This window comes from Paenibacillus luteus, assembly GCF_006542765.1.
GTDB classification, from domain to species: domain Bacteria; phylum Bacillota; class Bacilli; order Paenibacillales; family Paenibacillaceae; genus Pristimantibacillus; species Pristimantibacillus luteus.
This window is the reverse complement of sequence record NZ_SKCD01000006.1, coordinates 158,928-182,895: the sequence shown is the minus strand read 5'-3', so window position 1 is coordinate 182,895 and position 23,968 is coordinate 158,928. Positions and strand designations below refer to the sequence as shown.

Sequence of the window (23,968 nt, the reverse complement as noted above, 5' to 3'; positions counted from 1 at the left end):
CATCCACTATTTTCTGCACGACGCGGATCTTCTTCAGTTCTTCTCTGGTCAATGTAATTGTCTCCTGTCCCATAGTGACATTATCTCAGAACAGTTATGGGATGACATTATCACAGAAGAACAACACTTCTTAAAAATCGCAGTTGACAACGGGGATGATAATCATTATCATCAAGTAGGTAGTTAATCCTTCGTTGCGCTGCGGGGTGAATCGGATGAAGAAGATCAAGTATTGCAAACGTAATTTGAAAAATGGCTCAGAGCCGATTTATAAGGCTATGAAAAATCGCTATCCCGATATCAAGCAGAAGAAAAGCGATTGCCTTGGCGATTGCAAAACCTGCAAGCTGGAGTGTTTTGTCGTCATCAAGTCGAAGACGGTTAGCGCGCCGTCAGCCGAGAAGCTATATAAGCGATTGAAGAAGATGATCGGATAATTAAATAAATGGTTACATTTACAAGAACGGCATTTGCCGTTCTTTATTTTTATGTTAGAATAAGTACAATCTAGGAAAGCTGAGGTGCACGAGCATGAATGATGGACTAGCAGAAGCATTAAATGAACAGATGAATTTTGAATTTTATTCAGCGCATGTGTATCTTGCCATGGCAGCTTATTGCTCCGGCGAAAGTCTTGACGGATTCGCTAATTTCTTTATCGTGCAAGCGGAGGAAGAACGTTTCCATGCTATGAAAATTTACAAATTCCTGAATGACCGCGGCCGTCGCGCCACGCTATCCGCTCTCGGAGAGCCGAATAATGAATATGCGTCCATTCTGGATACATTTGAGCAAGGCTATGGACATGAACAGCAAAATACGAAACGCTTCTACAATCTTTCTGATTTGGCGATTAGCGATCGCGAGCATGCCACAATTAACTTCCTTAAATGGTTCATTGATGAGCAGGTAGAAGAGGAAGCGCTATTCGATAATATTATTCATAAGTTAAAGCGGATCGACAAAGACAGCAATGCCTTCTATATGCTGGATGCCGAGTTTGCTGGTCGCTCGTTTACGGCTCCGGCACTTTAAAGCTCATTCGCTATTATTAATAAGCCAATTAGAGGCCGTCTACCGGGTGGAAACTTCTACTCAGGGGAAGGTCTCTTTTTGTATCTAATCTGAGTTACGGTCATAGGAGACTACTATGAAAAAATTGTGGGTAGCCGTGGCTATCATAATCGTATTATCCGCCTGCTCGCCAATCGGGCAGAATGAGCCGCCAACTCCTCTGCAGGTTTTTGCATCTCCCGCACCTCCCGAGCATAAAGGATTCGTCACTCCAACAAGTGATCTTCTACCGCTTATTCAAATCCGTGACTTTATGGACAAGGATTCAGAGACTTTAGACCGCCTGTTCGATAAGCGTGCGCTTGAAAGCTCACGTGCCGTCGACATGATTGAGCAAACGGAGGCTCGAGCTTATGGTACGAAGGCTGGGATTGTAACGGTGACGTATGTAAAAGGTAAAGCGAAGCAACTATCCATTGCGCTTGCCCATGATTACATTTATCCGGAAGACGCGATGAAAGCCATGGCAAGCATTGGGCTCTCGGGAGGCTATTTGGATCTGGCGGCTGATCATCCAACAGAGGAATATATGAGCTTTAAGGACGTGGAGGGCTTTTTTCTGGTCAAGCTTCGGAGTGGTATGCCACGTGACCCTGAGAGAATATCCCGCATTGAAGCCATCATAGAACGTGCTACAAAATAAAAAACCATTAGCCGCTATTGCTTTTCTGCTAATGGTTTTTTGGTTTTATTGGATAAGAGCAAGAAACGAGTCGACAAGCTCAGGGTCGAAGTGTTGTCCACGTTGCTCGGATAGATAGGCAAGCGCACGTTCTTCGGACCATTTCTCTTTGTAGGGACGCGTGCTGGTTAAGGCATCAAATACATCGACGACGCTGACGATTCGAGCTTCGATCGGGATGCCATCTCCGGAGAGTTGGTGAGGGTAGCCGGTACCGTCCCATTTTTCATGATGGTATAAAATAATATTTTTGCCCAGCTCCAGCTCTTGATTAAATAAATCATCATTAAGCTCGGCATAGATTTTATCAATAATGTCTACACCGATTTGGGTATGCATCTCGACAATGTTGCGCTCATAATAAGCGAGTGGCCCCGGCTTGTATAGAATGCCCTCGGGAATGCCGGATTTGCCGATGTCATGCAAAATGCTCGAATGCGCGATCCGGTTTACAAGCTCCTCCGGCCAGCCGAGCTGCAGCCGTTCATTATGAAAGTGCGTCAGCCGCTCGGTAAGATCCCGGACACGGACGAGATGCTGCTCGATGCCAGGGTCGCGAATTTCGCAGGAGATCGCAAGCACTTTCAGCATAGAGCTTTGAATAGAACTGATACGTTCCTCTGGCAAATAAAAGCCGCTCTTCAGCTTCTCCAGCTCACGGAAAACGCCGATATAGTAGATGGCTCCGTCTGATTCAAGCGGCGTGATTGTAATCGAGGAATGCCACACGCTGCTGTCCCTGCGACGGTTTGTAAATACGCCGGACCAAGGGGAACCTTGCTGCAAAGCCGCCTTCATTTGGTCATGTGTTTCCTTCGGGGTATAGGATGTTCTTAAAATACTAGCCCTCTTACCAATGATTTCTTCTGTGTCATAGCCTGTGATTTTCTCGTAAGCGGGATTTACGGCTATGATATAATGCCCTTCATCCGTGATGATGACGGCATCTGCCAGTTTAAGATACGGAGACAGCTGTTCATATGTGCTACTCATGAGGTTACTTTGGTCTCCTTAGTTCTTTTTTTTCGGAAGCAGCTTCGTTCCCTGCTCCATTTTGGATTGGCATAATGGGCATGAACGGGATTCTGCTTGCGAATCCTCGTACGTAATAATACGCTGCCAGACCTGACAGGTATCGCTTGTGCACAGCCAGGCCAGAGCGGATTCTGATTGAGCGTCCTCTTCTTGGCCGTTCATAAAAGCGGACCGGATAAATCTCGACAGCTCGGCAGGTTTGCCGCGGTAAAGCGCAGGGGAGCTGACATACAGCTCCTCCTGCGCCCGCGTTACGGCAACATAGGCGAGTCTGCGTTCTTCCTCCAGTGCTTCCGCAAGGGCATCATCCCCTGTCTGGAGAGAGCTGCGGTCGCTATGCTTATCGGCAGCCAGCGCAGAGCTATGCGGCAGTATGCCTTCCGAAGCACCGATGACAAAAACGACCGGAAATTCCAGCCCTTTGGACTTGTGAATCGACATAAGCGAAACGGAGCTTCGATTATGTTCGTGCTTGCGAAGCTGCTGAACAGCCGCATGCTTATCTGTAATATCATCAATGTAGGCGAGGAAAGAGTCAATCGTATCATAAGCGCTAGCCGCAGCCTCGAATTCGTCCAGCACTTCCTTTAAGCCCTCTTTATGCTCCGTCATTTCATGGCGCTTGCTGGTTTCAAGATATTGGTCATAAAAGGCTTGCCGAAGCTCCATAATAGCTGCAGCGGGTTTTAATTCAGCTAATGCTTTAATCAGCTTAATGCGCTCTTTGATTTTGTCCTTCTGAAACTCTTTCAGCTGCGGAAATTCAAGCAGATGGATGAGCGGCCACTTCTTCGCGCGAAGCTTATCCTGGTTCCAGATAAAAGCCATGGCCTGCTCACGGTTGACGTAGAGCGAAGGCAGCAAAATCTCCATTGCATCAAAATTGCGCCGGTCCTGCACTAGCCTTAGATGTGCGAGCAGCGGCTTTATGGCCCATTGGTCATAGAAGAGCTGACCATCTCCGAAGTCGATGAACGGCAGCTCTCTGGTCAGCAGCAGCTCGACAAGCGCTCTGCTGCTGCTCGCTGTGCGGAATAGTACGGCAAAATCCCCGTAAGACCGTTTGCCTTGTCCGGTTTGCAGTGTTATGGTGTCTGCAATAAGCTTGGCTTCCTCCTGTGTCGTTTTGAGACGCGCATAGGAGGGATTGGAACCTTTTGGCTTGACCGCGAGCAGCGTCTTCTCTTTGCGAAGCTTGTTATATTGAATGATGGCATTGCCAAGTCCTACAATGGTGCTTGTTGAGCGATAGTTGATATCGAGAACATATGTAGCCGCTCCCGGATATTGGTGCTCGAAATTCAGGATATAATCATTTTTGGCTCCATTAAAGGAATAGATAGTCTGATCATCATCGCCAACAACCATAAGGTTGCGATGTTTATCGGCAAGCATTTGCACAAGCACATACTGAACTTGGTTCGTGTCTTGAAACTCGTCGATCATCACATATTGAAATCGCTGTTGGAGCGAAGCCAGCAGTTCTCTATCGTCTCTTAGAAGCTTATAAGCCTCGAGAAGCAGGTCGTCGTAGTCCAGCTTGTCCATTTCCTGCTTCCATTTCTCGTAACGGGTGAAGAGAAGCTTAAGCTCGCGCTCCTCCGTTGTGGAGGACGGAAGGTCGCTGATGTTGATCATCTGCAGCTTAATGGCTGAGAGCTGAGCCAGCAGCGTTTCGGGCTCGTATTCATTCTGAAGCAGCAGCTCGCGCATCAGCCGTTTGAAAAAAATATGCTTTTGCCCGGTTTCGCCAAGTATGCCCTGGCGGTAGCCGCGTCCGCGCAGCAGCTGGAGGCAGAAGGAGTGGAACGTACGAGCTTCCACGCCGCTTGCCGCTTGCGGGTTTAGCATGGGAAGAGAGCGGATGCGGCTGCGCATTTCGTCTGCTGCTTTCTTGGAGAAGGTCATCAGTAAAATATGCTGGGGCTGCACGCTTTGAATCGCAAGCAGGTAAGCCGTCCGGCATACGAGTACAGAGGTTTTGCCCGATCCAGCCCCCGCTAGCGTAAGCGCAGGTCCAGCGTTGTGCCGGACGGCAGCGATTTGCGGTCGATTGAGCGAGATGCCATACTGCTCCAAGCCGCGGAAAAATCCGGCGTCCTTCTCGCTGTTGCCGACAAGCTGGATGCTTGTCTTGGCCTCGGCAAGCGGTGCAAACGGAACCTCGCCGTTCCGGATGCCGATCGGAAATGTATAATAGTTGTTGCTCACTTTATCACCTTCAACGAATTAGATGTATTGATTATAACAGAACCATATCAGAAAGAGGGAAGCCATCATGATTGGACCAGCTAGAAAAGAAGATGTTCAGGAATTTCTTCCGCTGCTGCTAGCAGCGATCGGATCAATTGCCTATACGTTGGCCGGAACGGAGAATGACGCAGAAGTCGAACAAATCTTAGCCGATTTTTATATTCGGGAAGATAACCGGATCAGCTATAAGCATGTAATCGTAGATCGGAGAGAAGACGGCATTGCGGGCATTTTGATCAGTTATCCAGGGGAAGGTGCAGCAGCGCTTGACATCCCTTTCCTTGAAAGGCCGGGTAGGGACAAGGGGGCACGTGCAAGTGAGAGTATCGTTGTTGAAGCTCAGGAAGGCGATTATTACTTGGACTCGATTTCCGTTTCTGAACGTTATCAGGGGCAGGGTGTGGGAAAGGCATTAATCGGCGAGTTTGAGAAATTAGGAGCGAAGGAGGGCTGCAGCAGATTGTCACTCATTGTAGAGCCCTATAACACTAGAGCTCACTCTGTATACCAGAAGCTTGATTTTATCGAGGATGGTTCCATTACGGTCAGCGGCAGCCGCTACATCCGAATGGTGAAGCCGCTGTAATTGATTCAAAAGTTAATTATGGAATAATAAGGGTTTGTACGGTAAGATGAGAGAGTTATTGCTAGATTATAGACTTTCATCGTAACCGGGAGCGTGTTATTCCATGTCCAATGCAAGCTTCAAATCGAAATTAGCGTACAGCTCGGGAAATTTGTCCGTCAACCTGATGGCGCAGGCTTTCGCCTCATACATCGTCTTTTATTATGTTGACGTGTTGGGCGTAGAGCCTGGCCTAATCAGTGTGGCTATGGTTATTCACGGCATCGTAAATGCGGTGCTGAATCCGTTGTTCGGGCATATCTCCGATCGTACGAGCTCCCGTTTTGGCAGGCGGATTCCCTATATGTTGTTTGGGATGGTACCGCTCGCAGCCTTGTTTACCGCCATTTGGTTTCCGCTCGGAACGGGCACAGAAGTGTTCTGGTACTTTTTAACGATCGTGCTGCTCTATGATATTTTATTCGTTATGGTCGTTCTGAATTATTCAGCTCTTTTTCCGGAAATGTTCACCACGATGAAGGAGCGGGCAACCGTTTCCTCTTGGCGGCAAATGTTCGGTATTGTCGGCATGATTATTGGCGTGGCGCTGCCACCCCTTGTATACGGCAATTTGGGCTGGGGGCCGATGGGGGCGATATTCGCAGGAATAGCTTTGGTCTTCTTTATCATCATGGTATCTTCCAGCAAGGAGAAAACCGTCGTAGATCGCGAGGAGATCGGTTTTGTTCAGTCTTTAAAATTCACCTTTTCGAATAAGGCGTTTGTTTTGTTCGTCATTGGCAGTTTCTTCGTGCAATTTACCTTTGCTATGCTGCCTGCGGCAATTCCATTCTTCACCAAATACGTACTCGGTGCCGAGGACGCAAGCAATACCATTTTGCTAGGAGCGATCTTTATCGCTGCCATTCCTTGCGTCTACTTATGGGGCCGGCTGGTTCAAAAATGGGGAGCGCGAAAAACGGTACTGATTGCAGTCAGTATTTATGCTCTGGCGATGGTTCCGTTTGTATTCGTGTCAAGCGTAGCAGCGGCTGCTGCGGCTGCCGCTGCTATCGGCATCGGTTTGGCGGGTCTGCTCGTTCTGCTGGACGTGTTATTGTCGGAAATTATCGACGAGGACGAGAAGCGGACGAAGGTGCGCAGGGAAGGCATGTATTTTGGCATGAATGGCTTTATCGTCAAATGGGGCGTGTCGCTGCAGGCGGTGGTGCTAGGCTTGATTTTGGAGGCGACAGGCTACAAGAAGGATGCCGTGCAGGCGGAGGCTGCGGTATGGGGAATCCGTTCCATGCTGAGCTTTATTCCGTTTGTCGCTTTGCTGATCGCTCTTGTATTCTTTTATCTGTATCCGACACGCCAGACTAAATCTACTACAAGAAGCGGTGACCTGGAGGCATGATTCGTTATTTGGAATGGTTAAAGCAAAATCGAATGCTAGTTATGCTGTTTCTAGTTGGAGTCGTGGTACGAGTCTTGTACGCCGGCTCCATACCGGGCGGCTTGAATCAGGATGAGGCATCCATCGGTTATGAAGCTTATTCGATTTTGCATTATGGTATGGATCGGAATGGCATAAAGCTGCCGATTCACTTAATCGCATGGGGAAGCGGCCAAAATGCTCTATACGCGTATTTGTCTATGCCTTTTATCTATTTATTTGGTTTAACCCCGCTATCGGTGCGGATGGCCAGTATCTTGATAGGGCTTATCGTCATGGTGTTGTTTTATTTGATTGCTTTGCAGCTGTTTCAGAAAAAGCATGCAGCGGTTGCGGCAGCTTTTTTCATCGTGATTTGCCCTTGGCATATCATGATGTCGAGATGGGCGCTTGAATCTAATATTTTTCCCACATTCGTGCTGATCGCCGTTTTTTTCTTGTTGAAAGCGTTCCGTCAGCCCAAGTGGCTGATCGCGTTTACGGTCACGCTCGCTGTCTCGCTTTACGCCTATGGCACGTCTTACTTTTTTGTGCCGGTGTTCGGTGCAGCCCTGCTGACCTTGTTTGTGGTGAGGAAGACGTTCGCGCTAAGGGTGATGCTGTGGAACGCTTTGGCCTTGTTTATCCTTGCGCTGCCCATCGGCTTATTTCTTGTCATTAACCGTTTTGGCATGGCGACCTTATCCTTCTTATTTTCGATTCCGAAGCTTACGGTCCCTAGGGTTGAGCAAGTATCCACTGTGTTTGAAGGTGATGCCTTATCGATGCTTGCGCAAAATTTCAAACACTTTTCTAAAATGTACCTCACGCAAAATGACGGTCTGTTGTGGAATGCAATACCGGGGTTCGGCTTCTTGTACCCCATCGGCCTCCCGCTTGTTGCAATCGGCATGGTTTACGGCGTATATCAATTAATCAAATCGTTTCGTGTCGAAACGGCTGTCATTGCGATTTGGTTTGGCACGGCCGTGCTGATGACGCTGATCACGGACGTTAATATTAACCGGATCAACATTATTTTTTATCCGACCGTATTTACAGCAGTAGCGGGACTCATGTGGCTGCATAAGCGGATCAAATATTCCTTTGTCGTTGTGATTAGTTCATTTTCGGTATTTTTCATCCTTTTTTGTGGACAGTACTTTACGACTTATGCCAAGCAAATTAGCCCGCTTTTCTTCGAATCCTTTGGAGAAGCTGTGCAGTATGCTTCTGATGAGACCGAAGGCAAGGTATATGTGACTGATCAAGTTATGATGCCCTATATCTATGTCCTATTTTATGAGAAAATTAATCCCCAGCATTTTTTGGATACGGTTGACTACATTAATCCCGGCGGCCAGTTCCAGTTTGTCCGTTCCTTTGGGAGGTATGAATTTGGTACTCCGCAGCTAAGGCCGAGCGAGGATGCCGCTTATATTTTTACGAACAACGACGCCATTCCGGATGAGAGCGCAGGCTATACACTTAAGCGCTTTAAGCATTATACGGTGGTTAGCGGCAAAAGCAATGGCACGATAACGACGCAGCAGCCTCACGAATCTTTCCTTAACGGCGGATTGGAGGAGGGCTCGCGATTTTGGGCGTTCTCAGGAGGCGCAGGCATAGGGACCAACCGACCATTCAGCGGATCGAACCTGCTTTATTTGGACCCAGGCGCGGAGCACAACGCCGCTCAAACCTTTATAAGCATGGACAGCGGCCAATACGTCCTGAGAGCCAAGGTTAGCGCAGGCGGTGAGGGTGGCATCATCGGAATTTCGGTTAACGGCGTCCAAGCTGTGGAGCAAGCGGTACCGATGGCAGAAGAATACGTGGTTGCTCAGCTGCCTGCTGTGACAGTAGCTGAGCAGGATGAGGTGTCCGTTTATTTTACCGGGGGAGCAGGGTGGCTGAACGCGGATGATGTGGAGTGGGAAAAACAATGATAAGACAAGGTCCAGAGCTCTACGAGTGGGAGTATTTGCTTGAATGTGAAGCCAAGAGGGCGGATCATGAAATCGACTGGTACTACACGGGGGCTTCCTTCGAATTAGAGCGAAACGGAATCCGTTTGGAGCTGACCGTCCAGCCGGCCATAGGCAGCAGTTGGATTATACAAGAAAGGCGCACCCATCGGGTGCGCCTTTCTTGTATAACCATTATTCGGCCACAGGCTCGCCATTAATATAGTAACTGTCCTCGCGATAGGCATGGAAGACGATTTCGATTTCCGGGATGCCTAGCTCGGCTACATATGCGGTGACTGCTTGCGCGAAGCGGTTCCGTACCTGCTGTCCCCGCTCGAACCAGCCTACTTCGATGAAGGCGAAGTCAGGATCGCCTGCTTCATTGCCGAAGACATTCGTCGTGTGAAGGCAGGCCATCGTAAAATTATCGGTACCGCACTCACAAATGACAGCAAGCTCGTTAGCAAGCGGTAAGGATATGGTGTGCAGTTTATCTGCTGGTACACCGCGAAATATTAGATGCGGCATCGCTCCAACCTCCTGTTTACTCGGTAGTATGGAAAGGCTTTAGGAACAGCTTTGGAATGTCGGTTTCAAACCGGACCAGCTTGCCCGTAATCGGATGAGTAAAGGCGAGAACGCGCGCATGCAGGCCTAGCCGGCCAATAATACGTGTGCGTGCGCCGTACTTTTTGTCGCCGACGACCGGATGTCCGATGTCCTCCATATGAACGCGGATCTGATTTTTTCGTCCCGTTTCGAGATTGACCTCAAGCAAGGAGAAATTTTTGTTGCTGCGAAGCACCTTATAATGCGTCACGGCATGCAATCCGTCTTTCGGGTAGGAGCTGGAGTACATTTTGAGCGTCTTGCTTTCCTTAAGCCATGAGCTGATCGTACCCTTTTCCTTTTTAACCGCACCTTCTACCAAAGCGACATAGATTCGCTCCTGTACCGTATCCTGCCAGCTGTTTTGGAGCTGCTGCTGAACAGCCTCGCTCTTGGCAAACATCATGACACCGGAGGTGTCGCGGTCAAGTCTATGCACAACGAAGATTCGGTTTTTTGCGTTCTCTTGCCGCACATGCGCCATCAGCTGGCGGTAAGCGGTAATTTCATTCTCCGGCGCGGCGTCTGACGAGATCGAAAGCAGGCCCGAGTCTTTCTTGATGACGATAATATGCTCGTCCTCGAAGAGGATCGATAGACCTTCCAGCGGAAGTTTCTCTTGCGGACGGTCTTTGCCTACCGTAACGGTTTGGCCGGGCTGGAGCGGGTAATTATAGGCCGTGGTTGATTTTCCTCCTACGGATACCTGGCCATGGGCCAGAATCGACTTGACGACATTGCGTCCAGCACCTGATATGTTTTTTATAAGAAACGGGAGCAGCTCCATCGGTTCGGTAACCGGATAAGACTTGCTTTTATCCGCTTGTGATTGAGGAGCGCCGCGCTTTTTCCCCCTGTGCATGCTAAAAAACCTCCTAGATTCAATGTTCCTACTATACCACGAGTGCAGCCATCAGTTCTAATGTTCAATTTGCTTATGCAGCGGTACTCTATCAAATCCATTCTAATAGACAAAGCGTTAAGAGGAATGGTAGGATAATTGGTAGAATAACCAAATGGTGAAAATGGAAAAGGCTGGAGGAAACAATCGCGTGAATACAAAATTAGTAAAGTCTTTGCTTAGCCCCTTGCTTGTAGCGGGCTTGCTGTTTGCTCCTTTACAAGGGTTTGGCGACAGTTCCGTAGCGGCAGCGAGTGCTACGAATATGGCGGTTGCCTCCGCAACCGAGCAATTGCAGGTCGTCGTTGACGGGAAGAAGCTTTCTCTATCTGCAGCAGCTTATGCAGAGAAAGGCGTTACCTTTGTTCCGATGCGTGATATTTTCACGGCGTTGGGCGCTTCTGTAACTTGGGAGGGCAAGACGGGGACGATCATTGGCCGTAAAGGCAATATTACGATTTCTCTACAAGTTGGCAACAAGCAAGCGGTGATTAACGGAAAATCCGTGAAGCTTGACGCGGCTGCGGTCGTTCGCAAAGGGGTTACCTTTGTGCCGGTTCGTTTTATTTCCGAATCTTTGAACGCGACGGTCAAGTGGGACAGCAAGGCTAACACAGTAAGAATTACTTCGGTAGAGGCAGGAGAAGAAGCGGAATATCAGGAATGGCTGGAGCAGCAGAAAAATCTGCCTACGATGACAAGCAAAGAAATCGTTGATAAGTTTGATGCAAGCGTCGTGCTCATCATGACTAATCGTGCGCAAGGCAGCGGCGTAGTCATTGGCGATAATCTGATTCTTACGAATTACCATGTCATCTCGGATGCTTCTTCCGCAACCGCGCTTACGCTGCGGGGCAAGGAGCTGAAAATCACGGGTGTGGTCAGCTATGACGAAAATGCTGATCTGGCGATTGTCAAAACAGAAGCATCGCTTAATCTCCCTGTGGTAGAGCTGGGCTATGGCTTTAATTCTTATAAGGGCAGTAAGGTTGTTGCGATCGGAAGCCCATTAGGACTGCAAAATACGGTTTCGGATGGTCTCGTTAGCAACATTGCTTACGAGAATAGCATTCGCTATATTCAAACAAGCGCTCCCATCGATCACGGAAGTTCAGGAGGAGCATTGTTTAATGAATATGGAGAGCTGGTAGGCATAACTACGCTTGGATATTCCAATACGAACGCGGATCTCAACTTTGCCGTGTCCGTTATTCATGCAGCAAGCTTGTATAGCGAGGTCACGAAAGAAACGATTGCCGCTGCCAAGTTCTTGCCATCAAGCTTGCCGGATACGTTAGTTGGAGTGCCTGAGGCGGATATCGAGAAGCTGCTTAAGGATCAATATTCCGCAATTTCGACGACCGAGGGAGAAGCGAAAATGACCAATTGGTCGGCAAAACGCGACTCTGCCGGCTGGCTCGTGCTAACGGCTGATATCGATCCATTGTTTTATATGTACTATGGTCCGGCAACCGCGCAAGAGCTGCGGATGTGGACGATTAATTTAGGCTACGAGTTCCACGAGCTGCTGCCTGACGACAAAATTCAGGTCGTCATCTCGTTCCAACGCGATTATGGCTTTGAACCACGCGGCTTTGCTGCGGGCGAGGTAACCTCGCTTGGCAGCGATAAATGGCGGGTAAGGTACTCGGTCATCGATATGCAGCTGAAAAACGAGCTGTATATCAAGCTTAGAGGCTAGTCATTCAAAGAGGTATCCAGCAGAGGCGACCGCCGGCAAAGGATGCCTCTTCTTTTTTTCTTTTTTTTTCTGTACAATAGAAGGCATCTTGCTAGAAGCGACTAAGGCTACAAGGCTGTGTTGCTGGCTGGGCAAATGCTTATGTTAGAGAGGTTATGCTATGAAAGTGGTATTGTCCACCTTAAATGCGAAGTTTATACACACATCACTTGCGCTGCGCTGCTTGAAGGCGTTCAGCGGCGACAGATTCGATATCGATATTGCAGAGTATACGATCAAAGACCCGGTCATGAACATCGTTTCGGATATTTTCTCACGAAAGCCTGATGTCGTAGGGTTCTCCTGTTACATTTGGAACATCGAGGAGACGATTACAGTCATCAATATGCTGCGCAAAATTATGCCTGAAATTAAAATCATTCTTGGGGGTCCCGAAGTCAGCTACGATATGGATTATTGGATGGAGCGCGTCCAAGAGGTTGATTTCATCGTGGTGGGCGAGGGCGAAGAGACCTTTCATCACTTGCTGACAGAAATTGAGGGTGACGGCAAATATCACATGGTCTTCGGAGTGACCTACCGGAAGCAGCGCGAAGACCGCGTGGAGGTTCTCATCAATCCGCCGCGTCCGAAGCTGAATTTGAACGAGCTGCCTTCACCGCATCGCTTCGAGGAGGATATTCCTCATTTGGGCAGCCGGGTGGTCTATTTCGAGACGAGCCGCGGCTGTCCGTTCAGCTGCCAGTTTTGCCTTTCCAGTATTGAGGTTGGCGTGCGCTACTATGATATGGAGCGGACCAAAGCGGATATTTTGTATCTGATTGAAAAAGGCGCCAAGCTGATCAAATTCGTTGACCGTACATTTAACATCAAACGGGATTATGCACTTGAAATCTTTGAGTTTTTGATTAAAAATCATCAAGGCTGTGTGTTCCAATTTGAGATTACGGCTGATATTATGCGGCCTGAGGTGCTGGACTATTTGGCGGAAAACGCGCCTGCCGGGATCTTCCGCTTCGAGATCGGCGTACAATCGACAAATGATCCGACGAATGAAGCAGTTCAGCGGCGCCAAAACTGGATGAAGCTTGTGCGGACGGTCATGAAAGTGAAAAATTCGCAAAAGATCGACCAGCATCTCGATTTAATTGCCGGACTTCCGCTGGAGAACTATGATACGTTCCGTGGAACGTTCAATGACGTCTTCGAGCTTCGGCCAGAGGAGCTGCAGCTTGGATTTCTCAAAATGCTGCGAGGAACGGGCCTTCGGCGAGAAGCAGACAAATGGGGCTATATTTACATGGATCGCTCCCCGTACGAGATGCTAGGGAATGACCTGATGCCATTCGGCGATATCGTTCGGATCAAGCGGGTAGAAGATGTATTGGAGAAGTATTGGAATGCGCACCGGATGGACCATACGCTGCTTTATTTGGTTGACCGCGTCTTTCCGTCGCCATTTGATTTCTTTCAAGCATTCGGTGATTTCTGGGAGCGCAGCGGTTGGCAAAAGATTGGGCATCAGTTGGAGGATCTATACTCGCGGCTCTGGGCATTTCTTGAATCGCTGCCGCGCTCGGGTAAGAACGCAATCGGTTCATTGCCTACACTGCAGGAGGATTCGGAGAAGGTTTCCTTTACGTTTGACGAGGTGCTTGCCATTGCAGGCTCGCGCCTAGATTCAGACATTGTGCTGGGGCTTATGAAATATGATTATTTCCTTAACCATAATTACAAGCCGCGTAAAACCTGGTGGGAATTTACGATGGACAAGTCCATTTGGAGCGGTTGGATGCGCCGCTTGGCGGAGCGTCCTGAAGAGGTATCGCCAGCATTCGCCGCGCTTGGCTTTGGAGAGAAGGAACTGCAAAAACATGCGGTCATCGAGAAGCTTCCATTTGATCTCGCAACGTTCCTTGCAACCGGCGAGGTCGTGCGGGAGCAGCATACGCTGCTCGTTGTCTTGTATGCCTTGGAATCGGGCAGCACGAAGCCGAAGCCTCGTCCGTTCACGCTGACGATAGAAGCAAGCCGCGAGGTGCTTCAGGGCTAAGGCATGTTCAATTTCCAACTGGCAATGTTGTGATATTGGAATGAAAAAGAACCTTCAATTCCGCGTAACCGCGGAGCTGAAGGTTCTTTTGTTGCGTCCTTTAAAATATAGGGAAGTATATCATTCGCCATACGATCTCTATATTTCTCGGAATGAATCGCGCATCGCTGCCAAAGGACGGAGACAGTCGTTTCACCTTGTTCGATAGGTAAGCTTTACCTAGTTGCAGATTTACGCAGGGACTACGCTGCGAAGTACGGTGAAGCTGCCCGATAGCTCGTAGTCGCCAAGGTTAGCGGGTAGAAGGAAGCATTCGCCTGGTTTGATGGAGTGTTCGCCGTCTGCCCATTTCAACTGGCCTTCGCCTTCCGCAACAACGAGAATGACAAAGCTTTCAAGCGAGGTGGAGAGCTTCCAAGGCGCAGCTACGATTCCTTTTTCAACAACGAAATAAGGGGAGGTTGCGATCGTCAGCCACTCTCCTGCAATGGCACCATCGGTTGTCATTCGCTGTGCGCCAGCGCCTTCATAGGCGATGACATTCAGTGAATCCTCAATATGAAGCTCGCGAAGCTGTCCATCAAGGCCTGAACGGTCGTAATCATGCAAACGGTAAGTCGTATCGGAGTTTTGCTGAATCTCGGCAACGACAACGCCGGAGCATAGCGCATGCACCGTTCCTGCCGGAATGTAGAAGGCATCACCAGCCGATACAGACACTTCTTGAAGCGTGTCCATAATGCGGCCCTCAGCAATTGCGGCTTCCATCGCCGTACGGTCAACGCCGTCTTTTAAGCCATAAATGATTTTTGCGCCCGGCTTAGCGTCCAAGATGTACCACATTTCCGTTTTGCCGAGTTCTCCTTCGGGAAGGCCTTCATAAGCATCCGTTGGATGGACTTGAATGGACAAATCATCATTGCAATCGAGCAATTTAATAAGAAGCGGGAACCGTCCGTTTTTCTCGGAGAAGCCCTTCGTGCCGAACCAAATGCGGCCATAGGTTTCGCGAATTTCGTCAAGTCCTGTGCCAGCCAGTTCGCCGTTCATGACCTTTGTTGTACCATTCGGGTGATCGCCAATCATCCAGCCTTCGCCAATGGAGCCTTCCGGAAGCTCAAGTCCAAAGCCCTCCAGCGCTCGTCCTCCCCAAATGCGTTCTTTCATTTCTGGTTTGAATTGTAATGGATAAGGTTTTACTGTCATTTGATATCTCTCCCATGTCTATAATATGTAGTTAAATCGATTGTACCCTTTGTGGCTTCACAAGGATAGAGGACTCGCGACTAGATCAAAAGCCCATCCGGCTGCAGCCTATCGTTTCTCGACAGCCACAAGATAGGGAGCAGTTGACCGCTGCAGTTGACGATAGATAACCGTCTGAGCCGAGGTTTGCGGCTGCTCGGCTGCCCATTTCTCAACGGCGGCCGCCTCATCGCTGCCTCCGCTGTGGCCCGGATATAATACGCAAGTGACGATACCTCCCGGTCTTAGCAGCAGCATGGCGGCATCCAGCGCGGCAATCGTTGAGGCAGGCTCGGTTATAATCGTAAGATCACTGCTGCCTGGCAAATAGCCGAGATTGAACATGACCGCTGAAGCTTTGCTGATAACGTTAGGAGCAACAACCTTTGCCATATTGGCATGTGATTCTAGCAGCAGCTTGACTGAGGGACGCTTGTCCACGTCAAGCGCAGAGAGGCGTGCCTCCGTCCGATCAAGCGCTTCCTGTTGAATATCGAAGGCATAGACGGTGCCTTTAGGCCCGACAAGCGTTGCTAATGCCAGCGTATCGACACCGCCACCCGCGGTTGCATCAATAACGATATCGCCTGGCGCGGTACGCTCGGCAATCCACTTGTGGGCCATGCTCAGCATGGATAGGAAGCCCATAGGTTACCTCCATTCGGACAGAAAGTATAGGTTAAAGCCAAAGGAGGCAGAAGGAAAGCAGTTGTCTTAACACATATGCCCATTTATTAAGCCCCCGCCTTCCAGTGCTTGCCTTGCCATGTATTGCGGCGCTTAAGCTCATCGTCAAAGGCATTAAGCACTTCCCATTTTCTCATGCTCCACAGAGGGCCGATCAGCAGGTCGCGAGGCGCATCGCCGGTCAGGCGGTGGACAATCATCTCCGGCGGCAAAAATTCGAGTGTGTCTACGATCAAGCTGACATACTCATCCTTCTCCAGAAATTGCAGAAGCCCGGCTTCGTATTGACGAACCATCGGCGTTTTGCGCATCAAGTGAAGTAGGTGAATTTTGATTCCCTGAACATCCATGTTGGCAACGGCACGGCCGGTATCGAGCATCATTTCATGCGTTTCCTGCGGAAGCCCGTAAATAATATGCGCACAGACGCGAATGCCGCGTGCGCGCAAGCGGCGGACGGCATCCTCATAGCAGGCGGTATCATGCGCTCGATTAATCAGCTCGGAAGTTGATTCATGCACGGTCTGCAAGCCCATCTCCACCCACAGATAGGTGCGCTCGTTCAGCTCTGCCAAATAATCAACTACGTCATCGGGCAAGCAGTCGGGACGGGTGGCGATCGATAGACCGACAACGCCGGGCTGCTGCAAAATCACTTCATAATATTCGCGAAGCTCCTCTAAAGGCGCATAGGTATTGGTATAAGCCTGAAAGTAGCCGATATACTGGGCGTCCGGCCATTTCTGATGCTGGCGGTCACGTATCTGATTGAACTGCGTGACGAGGTCGTCCCGTCTGCTGCCTGCGAAATCACCTGATCCGCGTGCGCTGCAGAACGTGCAGCCACCCTTGGCGATAGAGCCGTCCCGGTTCGGGCAAGTAAAGCCGGCATCGAGCGTGACTTTAAATACTTTACCGCCGAATTGCTCCCGCATTTCGTAATTCCATGTATGAAATCGTTTATCGCTCCAAAGTTTGGGCAGCGCAGTCTGTGAGTCAATCATTATTTTCCCCTTCTTTCGAAACATACACCCTATATTTTAACGAAAAATGAGTGGAAAAGCCACGTTTGTTACACGTATGTCTAGGGAACGTTCGGGAAACGCTTTAATTGGAAATTATTTTTGAAATGGTGCATTTTGGGCTTGCATAACCTTACATGAAGTGTTATATTAAAAGTGCGACAAAACAACAAATAAACCTAACATAACCCAATTGCACTTGCATTCATGAAACGTCGATAAAATGGAAATACTTTTACAATAAATCGATGAGGTGATTAGAGATGAATCATGCAACGAAAATACCAAACGGCGACAACACAGTAACGGTTGAGCTTACGATCAAAGAATTAATGGCCCTTACGGGTGTCCGTTTTCACAATAACCATGGCGTAGAAATTTCAGCTCGCAAGAAGTTGAACGAAGTGCTGGTTGAGACGTATGAGCGTGATCAGCAAGAAAATGGTCCGATTGCTTACCAACTGCTGCTCTAAGCTTGACAGAGCATCGTATATACAGGAACAAAGCCGCAGTGCCGAACAAGGGCCGCGGCTTTTTTTAATCCAAGCACGCGGTTTTGTAGTGAAAGTGAGATAATAGCGGGCAGTGAAGCAGAATGACTTCTCAAATGTATAGAAGTTGGTTGCCATTCCTCTTTACATTGCGTCATTTCTTGGGCACAATAGGGACTAGTCTATTCGTTGCATCGTCTACGATAAATGGAGGAATCACTGCATATGCGTTTAAGAGGAAGAAAAGGGATACGTGAGAGTTTAGAGGGACAGCCGGAGCTGGTCGTGCTTGATGCTGCTCCGCACAAAGGCAAATGGCGTGAATTTTTTGGCAATGACAATCCGATTTACGTTGAGCTTGGCATGGGCAAAGGCCGCTTCATTAGCCAGATGAGCGCGCGTTATCCGCATATCAATTTTATTGGTGTGGACATGTACGATGAGCTGCTTCGCCGCGCAAGCGAGAAGGCACGTATTATTTGGGAGCAAAAAGGAGAATCGCATCCGCCGAACCTCGCTTTGCTTCGGGCCAATATTGAAAATATTGAGACCATGTTTGAACCGGGAGAACTTGAGCGCGTTCATCTAAACTTCAGCGATCCATGGCCAAAAAGCAAGCATGCCCGCAGAAGGCTAACTCATCCAAGGCTGGTTGCTAAATATATCGAGCTGCTTAATGAGCGCGGTGAGATTCATTTTAAGACCGATTCGCAATCGTTGTTTGAGTTTTCTTTGAATAGCTTTGCGGAAATGGAGCTGGTCATGCGTAATATTTCGCTCCACCTGCACAAAGAAGGCCCTCGAGAGGACCTTGTGTTTACGGAATATGAAATGAAGTTTATGGAAAAAGGTCAAAATATTTATCGCGTAGAAGCGGTTATCGGTGCCGAAGCTTTAAGGAAGCATCGTGAGGCGAAGCAGGAAAAGTTGATATTGGAAGAGGCTGAGGCCAGCGACACGGAATCGAATGATTCCGCAGACGAGGACAATTAGTTGAGTCCTGCGGCTGAGCTGACCCATGAATAGTTGACCGCAAGAGCTGTTACCGTTCCAATGAGTGCGCCTGCCGCAACATCGGAGGGGTAATGCAAGCCTAGATACATCCTTGACCATCCGACCGATACCCCGATAATCATGGCTGCTGGAACTAAGACAACCATCCATATGCCGCTAGTCAGCAGAATCGGGACAAGCCACGCGAAGATTGCTGTCGTATGGCCAGACGGGAAGGATGAGTCGACAAGTGGCTTATGGCCAATGTTCACATCAGGCATGGCCTGGTAAGGCCGAAGCCGCTTGAATTTTCTTTTGACGATGGCTACGGGCAAGTGGCTAATGACGACCGCGGTCAAACATTGCCAGCCCGTTAAGCTCCAAGGCGCAGGTGCCAATAGTGCATATAAGAGGGCGGTTGCTAGCGTGAAGGTGGCGCCGCCCATATGTGTTACTATGCTTAACCATCTACCAAGGAGTCGATGTCCTTTGCCCCCTGTAGGTCTCCGATTTGCCCAAATCAGCATCTTTTGCTCACTTGTTTTCAGCCAGCCTATCATTCGTTCCATCGCTGTTTTTCCTCCTTACGGTGGCTTTCTTTATCCCAGTAGATCTAAGTATTAATTATAAATTCTGTTGTTCTACACAGACAGAACCGGATTTTTTTTGCGAAATATAAGTGTGTTCATCGCAACCACTCTTATATTGTAATCTAATCAATTTTAACATGTTTTTGTTCGCGGGGCGTAAACTATTTCTTGTCCTATTATTAAAATAAGAAGTCAGTATTGTATCACATTTACAGAAATGATGCATTTTAATCCAATAAGCTTTTATAAATGCGTATCGACGAGCGGTTTCCGGCTTCCCAAAAAATTGTTTTCACAATCGTTTCTATTTGCTGTTTAATTTTGTGCAGTTGATGGTAAAACTGTAATGGACATATTTCAGCACGTTGAGAGGATTTTTGTCGAAACAGCAAAAGGTGTCGGAAGTAACGCGCTTGTTCACCTGTTCGTCACATACTGGCTCCACATTAGAAGCAACCTTTTCTAACTTCATATCGTAAATAAGGACGTTAGTGCTAAAAACTCAGCAATTGGTTGAAAATAAGGCTGAGTCGTCGTAAAAGGAGGTAATGTGTTCATTAATACGCTATGCAAGCGTTTTTCTGACGAGATTAAGCGTAATGGAGACTTATTCAACTTTTGACAAAGAAGTTGATTCTGTGGAGAATCAATTAAGGTTCGAGAGTGTTTGCAGAGAAACACTCATACAAAGAGAAGATATATAATAAAAAGCTTGCAGCAGCTGTTAGCAAGTGCTGAACAAAGCAAAAAAATGGGGTCTCAAGGGGGCAGTGCCGCATGGTTTTAAGTGTTGTTTTTATTGCTTTTCAAGTGGTGATGGCGTTAATCGCGGTTTATCAATTCAGTATTTCGATTTTTGGCTTTTTCAAAAACAAAAGCCGCAAGCACCATGCACCGAGTAAATCTTTTGCCGTGTTAGTTGCGGCCCACAACGAAGAACAAGTAGTCGGAGCTTTAATAGAAAATTTAAAAAAGATGGATTATCCAGAGGAACTCTACGATATATTTGTTATTTGCGATAACTGCACGGACGGTACGGCTGAGATCAGCCGCAGCCTGGGTGTGAATGCTTGTGAGAGAACAAACCAATTGCTGCGCGGCAAAGGCTACGCGATTGAGTGGATGCTTAAAGAGCTATGGGCGATGCCTCGCCAATATGACGCGGTTGTCATGTTTGATGCTGACAACTTGGTCAATCCTGACTTCCTTCAGCTTATGAACGATGACCTCTGTGAAGGCCATCAGGTTATCCAAGGTTACCTGGATACAAAAAATCCAGATGATTCGTGGGTTACTGCGGCTTACGGCATTACTTATTGGTATTGCAACCGTTTGTGGCAGCTTTCGAGAACAAACCTGAAGATGAGCAATTTCCTTGGCGGTACGGGCATGTGCTTTGATTCAGCTTTGCTTAAGGATATGGGCTGGGGAGCAACGAGCCTGGTAGAGGATTTGGAGTTTTCCATGCGCTGTGTACAGCGGGGAATCTATCCGATTCTGAACTATGACGCGAAGGTATACGATGAGAAGCCGGTTACATTTAAAGCATCAGCAAGGCAACGGCTGCGCTGGATGCAGGGACATTTCAATGTTGCGCGCAATTACTTTTTTCCGCTTCTGTGGGCGAGCATTAAAGAACGCAACTTTGTAAAGTTCGATTCCGCCATCTACACCATCTCTGTTTACAATACGCTGCTTGGCTTTATTTTGACGTTAGTTATTTGGATTGACATTGCCATACCAACTACTAATTATTTGGATTCACTCTATAATTATTTGCCTTGGTGGACGGTTGCCATTGCTGCTGTAGCAGGAATTGTGCAATTCCCGCTGGCACTCATGCTCGAAGGCGTGAAGTCGTGGAAAATGTATGCTCACCTGCTGACGCTGCCATTTTTCCTTATCTCTTGGTGGCCGATTACGTTTTATGCTTTCTTTACGCAAAACAACAAAACGTGGAGCCATACGCAGCATACACGTGTTGTACGCATAGAGGAAGTACAAAGCAAATAGCGATTTCGTGGCAGCAGTACAGTCTTTCGAGGACTTTTAATCCAGCTGTTGACACGACTCTGTGGGCCATGGTATAGTAACACGGTAACATTTTCAACTAACTTAATGACGCACAAGCAGAAGCACCCGCTTCTCACCTTTCGGCTCAAGCTGGCTGGTTCGCGATAATCGATTGGTCACTCCATTATTTCAACTAGAAATGATGCAATGACATACATGTACGGTTATGAGATGCGGGTTCGAGCGAACCCGCATTTTTTTATTGCGTGGAAACAGGAAACAAACTATTTTGGAGGTGGCACGTTATTAGCAGAGAACATCAAATCAATGATGAAATCCGGGCCAGAGAAGTGCGTCTAGTCGGCGCGGAAGGCGAGCAAATCGGTATTAAATCGATTCGTGACGCTATGCAAATGGCTATTGAGCTTAACTTGGACCTGGTAAACGTCGCTCCGACGGCTAAGCCGCCGGTATGCCGGATCATGGACTACGGAAAATTCCGTTATGAGCAACAGAAGAAAGAAAAAGAGGCTCGCAAAAACCAAAAGATCGTTGATCTTAAGGAAGTTTGGTTCCGTGCCAACATTGATGAAAATGATTACCAAACGAAATATCGTAACGTAATTAAGTTTCTGGGTGAAGGCGATAAAGTGAAAGCATCCGTAAGATTCCGCGGTCGTGAGATTGCCCATGCATCTCTTGGTCAAAAGATTTTGGATCGTCTTTCCAAAGAGGTTGCCGAATTATGCAGCGTTGAGCGCGCTCCTAAGCTGGAAGGCCGGAGCATGATTATGATTTTGGCACCCAAAACCAACAGCTAACAACTGATGAAGAACTTTAAGGAGGATAACTGATATGCCGAAGATGAAAACTCACAGCAGTCTGAAAGACCGCTTTAAAATTACTGGAACTGGTAAAGTAAAACGTTACAAAGCTTACCGTAACCACTTGCTTTCACACAAATCCGGTCGTCAAAAACGCGTACTTGCTGGTCAACCGCTTATGGCAGCTGGCGACGTTCGTCGTTTGAAGCAAGGCCTTTCCAACTTGTAATATGAAGCAACACCAAATAAGCTAATTCAACCTACAGGAGGTTTCCATTCATGGCAAGAGTCAAAGGCGGTTTTGTCCGCACTCGTCGTCGCAAAAGAATTCTAAAGCTAGCTAAAGGTTATTTCGGTTCGAAACATCGTCTGTTTAAAACAGCGAAGGAGCAAGTTGGTAAGTCCCTTATGTACGCTTACCGTGACCGTCGCAACAAAAAACGTGACATCCGCAGACTGTGGATCGTTCGTATCAACGCGGCAGCTCGTATTAACGGCCTATCGTACAACAAATTCATGCACGGCTTGAAACTTGCGGGCGTAGAAGTTAACCGCAAAATCCTTGCTGATCTTGCAGTTAACGATATCACTTCGTTCAACTCGCTTGCAGGCATCGCAAAAGAAAAAATTAACGCCTAGGCGTTATGTTATAAGGGCTGTCCGTGTCGTCATTCTGATGACGAGCGGACAGCCCTTTTTGGTTCCTTCAGCAGGTATCCGTACATTTAATTGCAGAGAGGACAAACAAACAGACGAAAGATGCTTTCCCGGAATAAGCTAAAGGACAACGGGAAGGAGGGATTTTACATGCGTAATGTTTCCAAACAGCAAGTGCGGAAACTGGTCGGGAAATCCATTTATGCAGTACGTCCAGACGGTTCAATCGTCACGGGCAAGCTCGTTCGGGTTCACCAAAATAAACTGATTCTTGCTCCGCTCAAAAAAGACAAGGGCAAGCAGGTGCAGACCAAAGCTTTTCTTTTGCCGCTCGTTTTATTTGATCTACTTGCCATCGGAACGATTCCGTTTTTTGGAGGAGGCTTCGGCGGAGGCGGCGGTGGATGTGGCGGCGGATACGGGGGCGGTTATGGTGGAGATTGTTGCAACAACAACTATAACCAAGGCGGCTATGGTGGAGATTATGGCAACCAAGGCTACGGCAACCAGGGCTACAACGGGTATTAATGGCGTTTAGATGATCATAGCGGGGTGAGCGGCTTGAGCAGCTCGTAGCAGCGAAGCTCGGGATAATACTGTACGGTGTAATAGCCAAGCTTGTTATAGAGCTTGTGGGCTTTATCATTGATTTGATCGACAAAAAGCCTGGCAATCCTGCATTGCTGCGATTTTCCGTAAGCCTCGCTATGAGCCATTAATTTTTTACCCCATTGTCTGTTTCGATGATCAGGATGCGTAACCATCATATCCAAATAGAGCACCTCGCCCATGATCTCAAAATGAATGAAGGAGATCGGCGCGCTTTTTTTGGACATGGCTGCTACATAAGTAACGCCGCTGCGAAAACGCTTCGGAAGCTCGCGAATCGTCTGGGCATCAAGCTGATGGACGGAATGTGATAAAGGAATCAGCTCGGTTCGGATGAGCCGAACAACCTCGGCTTCATCATATCTGGGCTCGTATAGCCGGATCATAATCATCATTCCGTTTCTGTGCGGCAAGCGAGCTGCGAGCTGCATGAGTTTGCCCTTTAGAGGCTAAACTAGTATATGTAGAGTTGCTGCAAAATGCGCCAAATACAAAATGTGCGAAGAGTTGCTTATGGTTCTTGACGAACGCGGATTCGGGGCATATAATAAAGAA

General features: G+C 48.2%; 26 protein-coding genes and 1 other annotated feature. Of the genes, 17 read left to right on the top strand and 9 right to left on the bottom strand.

Annotation, left to right across the window (positions count from 1 at the left end; genetic code table 11):
* The 4 genes from E0496_RS36090 to E0496_RS04960 all read left to right on the top strand — a co-directional run.
* The coding region (locus E0496_RS36090) for a hypothetical protein (protein ID WP_277755824.1) at window positions 1-187 on the top strand (187 nt) is incomplete at its 5' end.
* A 28-nt stretch (window positions 188-215) separates the two neighbouring features.
* Window positions 216-437, top strand: coding sequence for a DUF1450 domain-containing protein (locus E0496_RS04970; RefSeq protein WP_141500541.1), 222 nt, complete (start codon window positions 216-218; stop codon window positions 435-437).
* Between the two features lie 94 nt (window positions 438-531).
* The gene (locus tag E0496_RS04965) at window positions 532-1,035 is read left to right on the top strand and encodes a ferritin (RefSeq protein ID WP_139993886.1); all 504 of its coding nucleotides are present in this window, start codon (window positions 532-534) and stop codon (window positions 1,033-1,035) included.
* A 115-nt stretch (window positions 1,036-1,150) separates the two neighbouring features.
* Complete coding sequence (locus E0496_RS04960; protein ID WP_141500540.1) at window positions 1,151-1,717, top strand: hypothetical protein; 567 nt, start codon at window positions 1,151-1,153, stop codon at window positions 1,715-1,717.
* A gap of 45 nt (window positions 1,718-1,762) precedes the next feature.
* Here E0496_RS04960 and E0496_RS04955 read toward each other — a convergent pair whose 3' ends face one another.
* Window positions 1,763-2,749, bottom strand: a complete 987-nt coding sequence (locus tag E0496_RS04955; protein WP_141500539.1) for an HD domain-containing phosphohydrolase — start codon at window positions 2,747-2,749, stop codon at window positions 1,763-1,765.
* Window positions 2,750-2,767: 18 nt separating this feature from the next.
* Window positions 2,768-5,002 (bottom strand): UvrD-helicase domain-containing protein, encoded by a 2,235-nt coding sequence (locus E0496_RS04950; protein WP_141500538.1) that lies wholly within the window; start codon window positions 5,000-5,002, stop codon window positions 2,768-2,770.
* Between the two features lie 67 nt (window positions 5,003-5,069).
* On the opposite strand from E0496_RS04950, the gene E0496_RS04945 reads away from it, so the two are divergent.
* From E0496_RS04945 to E0496_RS04930, 4 genes are all read left to right on the top strand, one after another.
* Window positions 5,070-5,630 carry a GNAT family N-acetyltransferase gene (locus E0496_RS04945; RefSeq protein WP_141500537.1) on the top strand — a complete coding sequence of 187 codons (561 nt, stop codon included), beginning with the start codon at window positions 5,070-5,072 and terminating at the stop codon, window positions 5,628-5,630.
* A 103-nt stretch (window positions 5,631-5,733) separates the two neighbouring features.
* Window positions 5,734-7,029 (top strand): MFS transporter, encoded by a 1,296-nt coding sequence (locus tag E0496_RS04940; protein WP_141500536.1) that lies wholly within the window; start codon window positions 5,734-5,736, stop codon window positions 7,027-7,029.
* The gene (locus E0496_RS04935) at window positions 7,026-8,996 is read left to right on the top strand and encodes a phospholipid carrier-dependent glycosyltransferase (protein WP_141500535.1); all 1,971 of its coding nucleotides are present in this window, start codon (window positions 7,026-7,028) and stop codon (window positions 8,994-8,996) included. Before E0496_RS04940 ends, E0496_RS04935 begins: the two co-directional genes overlap by 4 nt.
* Complete coding sequence (locus E0496_RS04930) at window positions 8,993-9,235, top strand: hypothetical protein (protein ID WP_141500534.1); 243 nt, start codon at window positions 8,993-8,995, stop codon at window positions 9,233-9,235. The genes E0496_RS04935 and E0496_RS04930 overlap by 4 nt, the downstream gene beginning before the upstream one ends.
* Here E0496_RS04930 and E0496_RS04925 read toward each other — a convergent pair.
* A complete protein-coding gene (locus E0496_RS04925) occupies window positions 9,210-9,545 on the bottom strand; it encodes a DUF1904 family protein (RefSeq protein ID WP_141500533.1) in 336 nt (111 codons plus the stop codon). The two genes, E0496_RS04930 and E0496_RS04925, sit on opposite strands and share 26 nt — an antisense overlap.
* 16 nt (window positions 9,546-9,561) lie before the next feature.
* Entirely contained in the window at window positions 9,562-10,488 is a 927-nt protein-coding gene (locus tag E0496_RS04920; RefSeq protein ID WP_141500532.1) for an RluA family pseudouridine synthase, read from the bottom strand.
* 190 nt (window positions 10,489-10,678) lie between these two features.
* Here E0496_RS04920 and E0496_RS04915 point away from each other — a divergent pair, with 190 nt between their 5' ends.
* Together E0496_RS04915 and E0496_RS04910 are read left to right on the top strand one after the other, a co-directional pair.
* Window positions 10,679-12,229, top strand: a complete 1,551-nt coding sequence (locus E0496_RS04915; RefSeq protein WP_161601314.1) for a stalk domain-containing protein — start codon at window positions 10,679-10,681, stop codon at window positions 12,227-12,229.
* Window positions 12,230-12,389: 160 nt separating this feature from the next.
* Window positions 12,390-14,282 (top strand): B12-binding domain-containing radical SAM protein, encoded by a 1,893-nt coding sequence (locus E0496_RS04910; protein ID WP_141500530.1) that lies wholly within the window; start codon window positions 12,390-12,392, stop codon window positions 14,280-14,282.
* Window positions 14,283-14,513: 231 nt separating this feature from the next.
* On the opposite strand, the gene E0496_RS04905 is transcribed toward E0496_RS04910, so the two are convergent.
* From E0496_RS04905 to mnmL, 3 genes are all read right to left on the bottom strand, one after another.
* On the bottom strand, window positions 14,514-15,488 hold the full coding sequence (locus tag E0496_RS04905) for a type I phosphomannose isomerase catalytic subunit (RefSeq protein WP_141500529.1): 975 nt from the start codon (window positions 15,486-15,488) through the stop codon (window positions 14,514-14,516).
* 108 nt (window positions 15,489-15,596) lie between these two features.
* A complete protein-coding gene (gene mnmM, locus E0496_RS04900) occupies window positions 15,597-16,175 on the bottom strand; it encodes a tRNA 5-(aminomethyl)-2-thiouridylate-methyltransferase MnmM (protein ID WP_141500528.1) in 579 nt (192 codons plus the stop codon).
* An 86-nt stretch (window positions 16,176-16,261) separates the two neighbouring features.
* Entirely contained in the window at window positions 16,262-17,218 is a 957-nt protein-coding gene (gene mnmL / locus E0496_RS04895; protein ID WP_141500527.1) for a tRNA modification radical SAM protein MnmL/YtqA, read from the bottom strand.
* Window positions 17,219-17,499: 281 nt separating this feature from the next.
* Between mnmL and E0496_RS04890 the strand changes: the two genes are divergently transcribed.
* Together E0496_RS04890 and trmB are read left to right on the top strand one after the other, a co-directional pair.
* Complete coding sequence (locus E0496_RS04890; protein WP_139993855.1) at window positions 17,500-17,709, top strand: hypothetical protein; 210 nt, start codon at window positions 17,500-17,502, stop codon at window positions 17,707-17,709.
* Between the two features lie 243 nt (window positions 17,710-17,952).
* Window positions 17,953-18,720: a tRNA (guanosine(46)-N7)-methyltransferase TrmB gene (gene trmB, locus E0496_RS04885; protein WP_141500526.1), complete on the top strand. Its 768-nt coding sequence runs from the start codon at window positions 17,953-17,955 to the stop codon at window positions 18,718-18,720.
* Here trmB and E0496_RS04880 read toward each other — a convergent pair.
* On the bottom strand, window positions 18,717-19,289 hold the full coding sequence (locus E0496_RS04880; protein ID WP_141500525.1) for a phosphatase PAP2 family protein: 573 nt from the start codon (window positions 19,287-19,289) through the stop codon (window positions 18,717-18,719). The genes trmB and E0496_RS04880 overlap by 4 nt on opposite strands.
* Before the next feature lie 798 nt (window positions 19,290-20,087).
* On the opposite strand from E0496_RS04880, the gene E0496_RS04875 reads away from it, so the two are divergent.
* The 5 genes from E0496_RS04875 to E0496_RS04855 all read left to right on the top strand — a co-directional run bounded on the left by E0496_RS04875 (window position 20,088) and on the right by E0496_RS04855 (window position 23,332).
* The gene (locus E0496_RS04875; protein WP_141500524.1) at window positions 20,088-21,323 is read left to right on the top strand and encodes a glycosyltransferase family 2 protein; all 1,236 of its coding nucleotides are present in this window, start codon (window positions 20,088-20,090) and stop codon (window positions 21,321-21,323) included.
* Between the two features lie 108 nt (window positions 21,324-21,431).
* Window positions 21,432-21,590, top strand: a sequence feature (ribosomal protein L20 leader region).
* Entirely contained in the window at window positions 21,590-22,144 is a 555-nt protein-coding gene (gene infC / locus E0496_RS04870) for a translation initiation factor IF-3 (protein WP_241674596.1), read from the top strand. It overlaps the preceding feature by 1 nt.
* A 34-nt stretch (window positions 22,145-22,178) precedes the next feature.
* Window positions 22,179-22,376 carry a 50S ribosomal protein L35 gene (rpmI, locus tag E0496_RS04865; RefSeq protein ID WP_053374531.1) on the top strand — a complete coding sequence of 66 codons (198 nt, stop codon included), beginning with the start codon at window positions 22,179-22,181 and terminating at the stop codon, window positions 22,374-22,376.
* Between the two features lie 50 nt (window positions 22,377-22,426).
* Window positions 22,427-22,786, top strand: a complete 360-nt coding sequence (gene rplT / locus E0496_RS04860) for a 50S ribosomal protein L20 (RefSeq protein ID WP_053374532.1) — start codon at window positions 22,427-22,429, stop codon at window positions 22,784-22,786.
* Between the two features lie 168 nt (window positions 22,787-22,954).
* Window positions 22,955-23,332, top strand: a complete 378-nt coding sequence (locus tag E0496_RS04855) for a hypothetical protein (RefSeq protein WP_141500523.1) — start codon at window positions 22,955-22,957, stop codon at window positions 23,330-23,332.
* A gap of 14 nt (window positions 23,333-23,346) precedes the next feature.
* Here the strand turns inward: E0496_RS04855 and E0496_RS04850 are convergent, their stop codons facing one another.
* Complete coding sequence (locus tag E0496_RS04850; protein ID WP_206669708.1) at window positions 23,347-23,805, bottom strand: GNAT family N-acetyltransferase; 459 nt, start codon at window positions 23,803-23,805, stop codon at window positions 23,347-23,349.
* Window positions 23,806-23,968 lie beyond the last annotated feature (163 nt).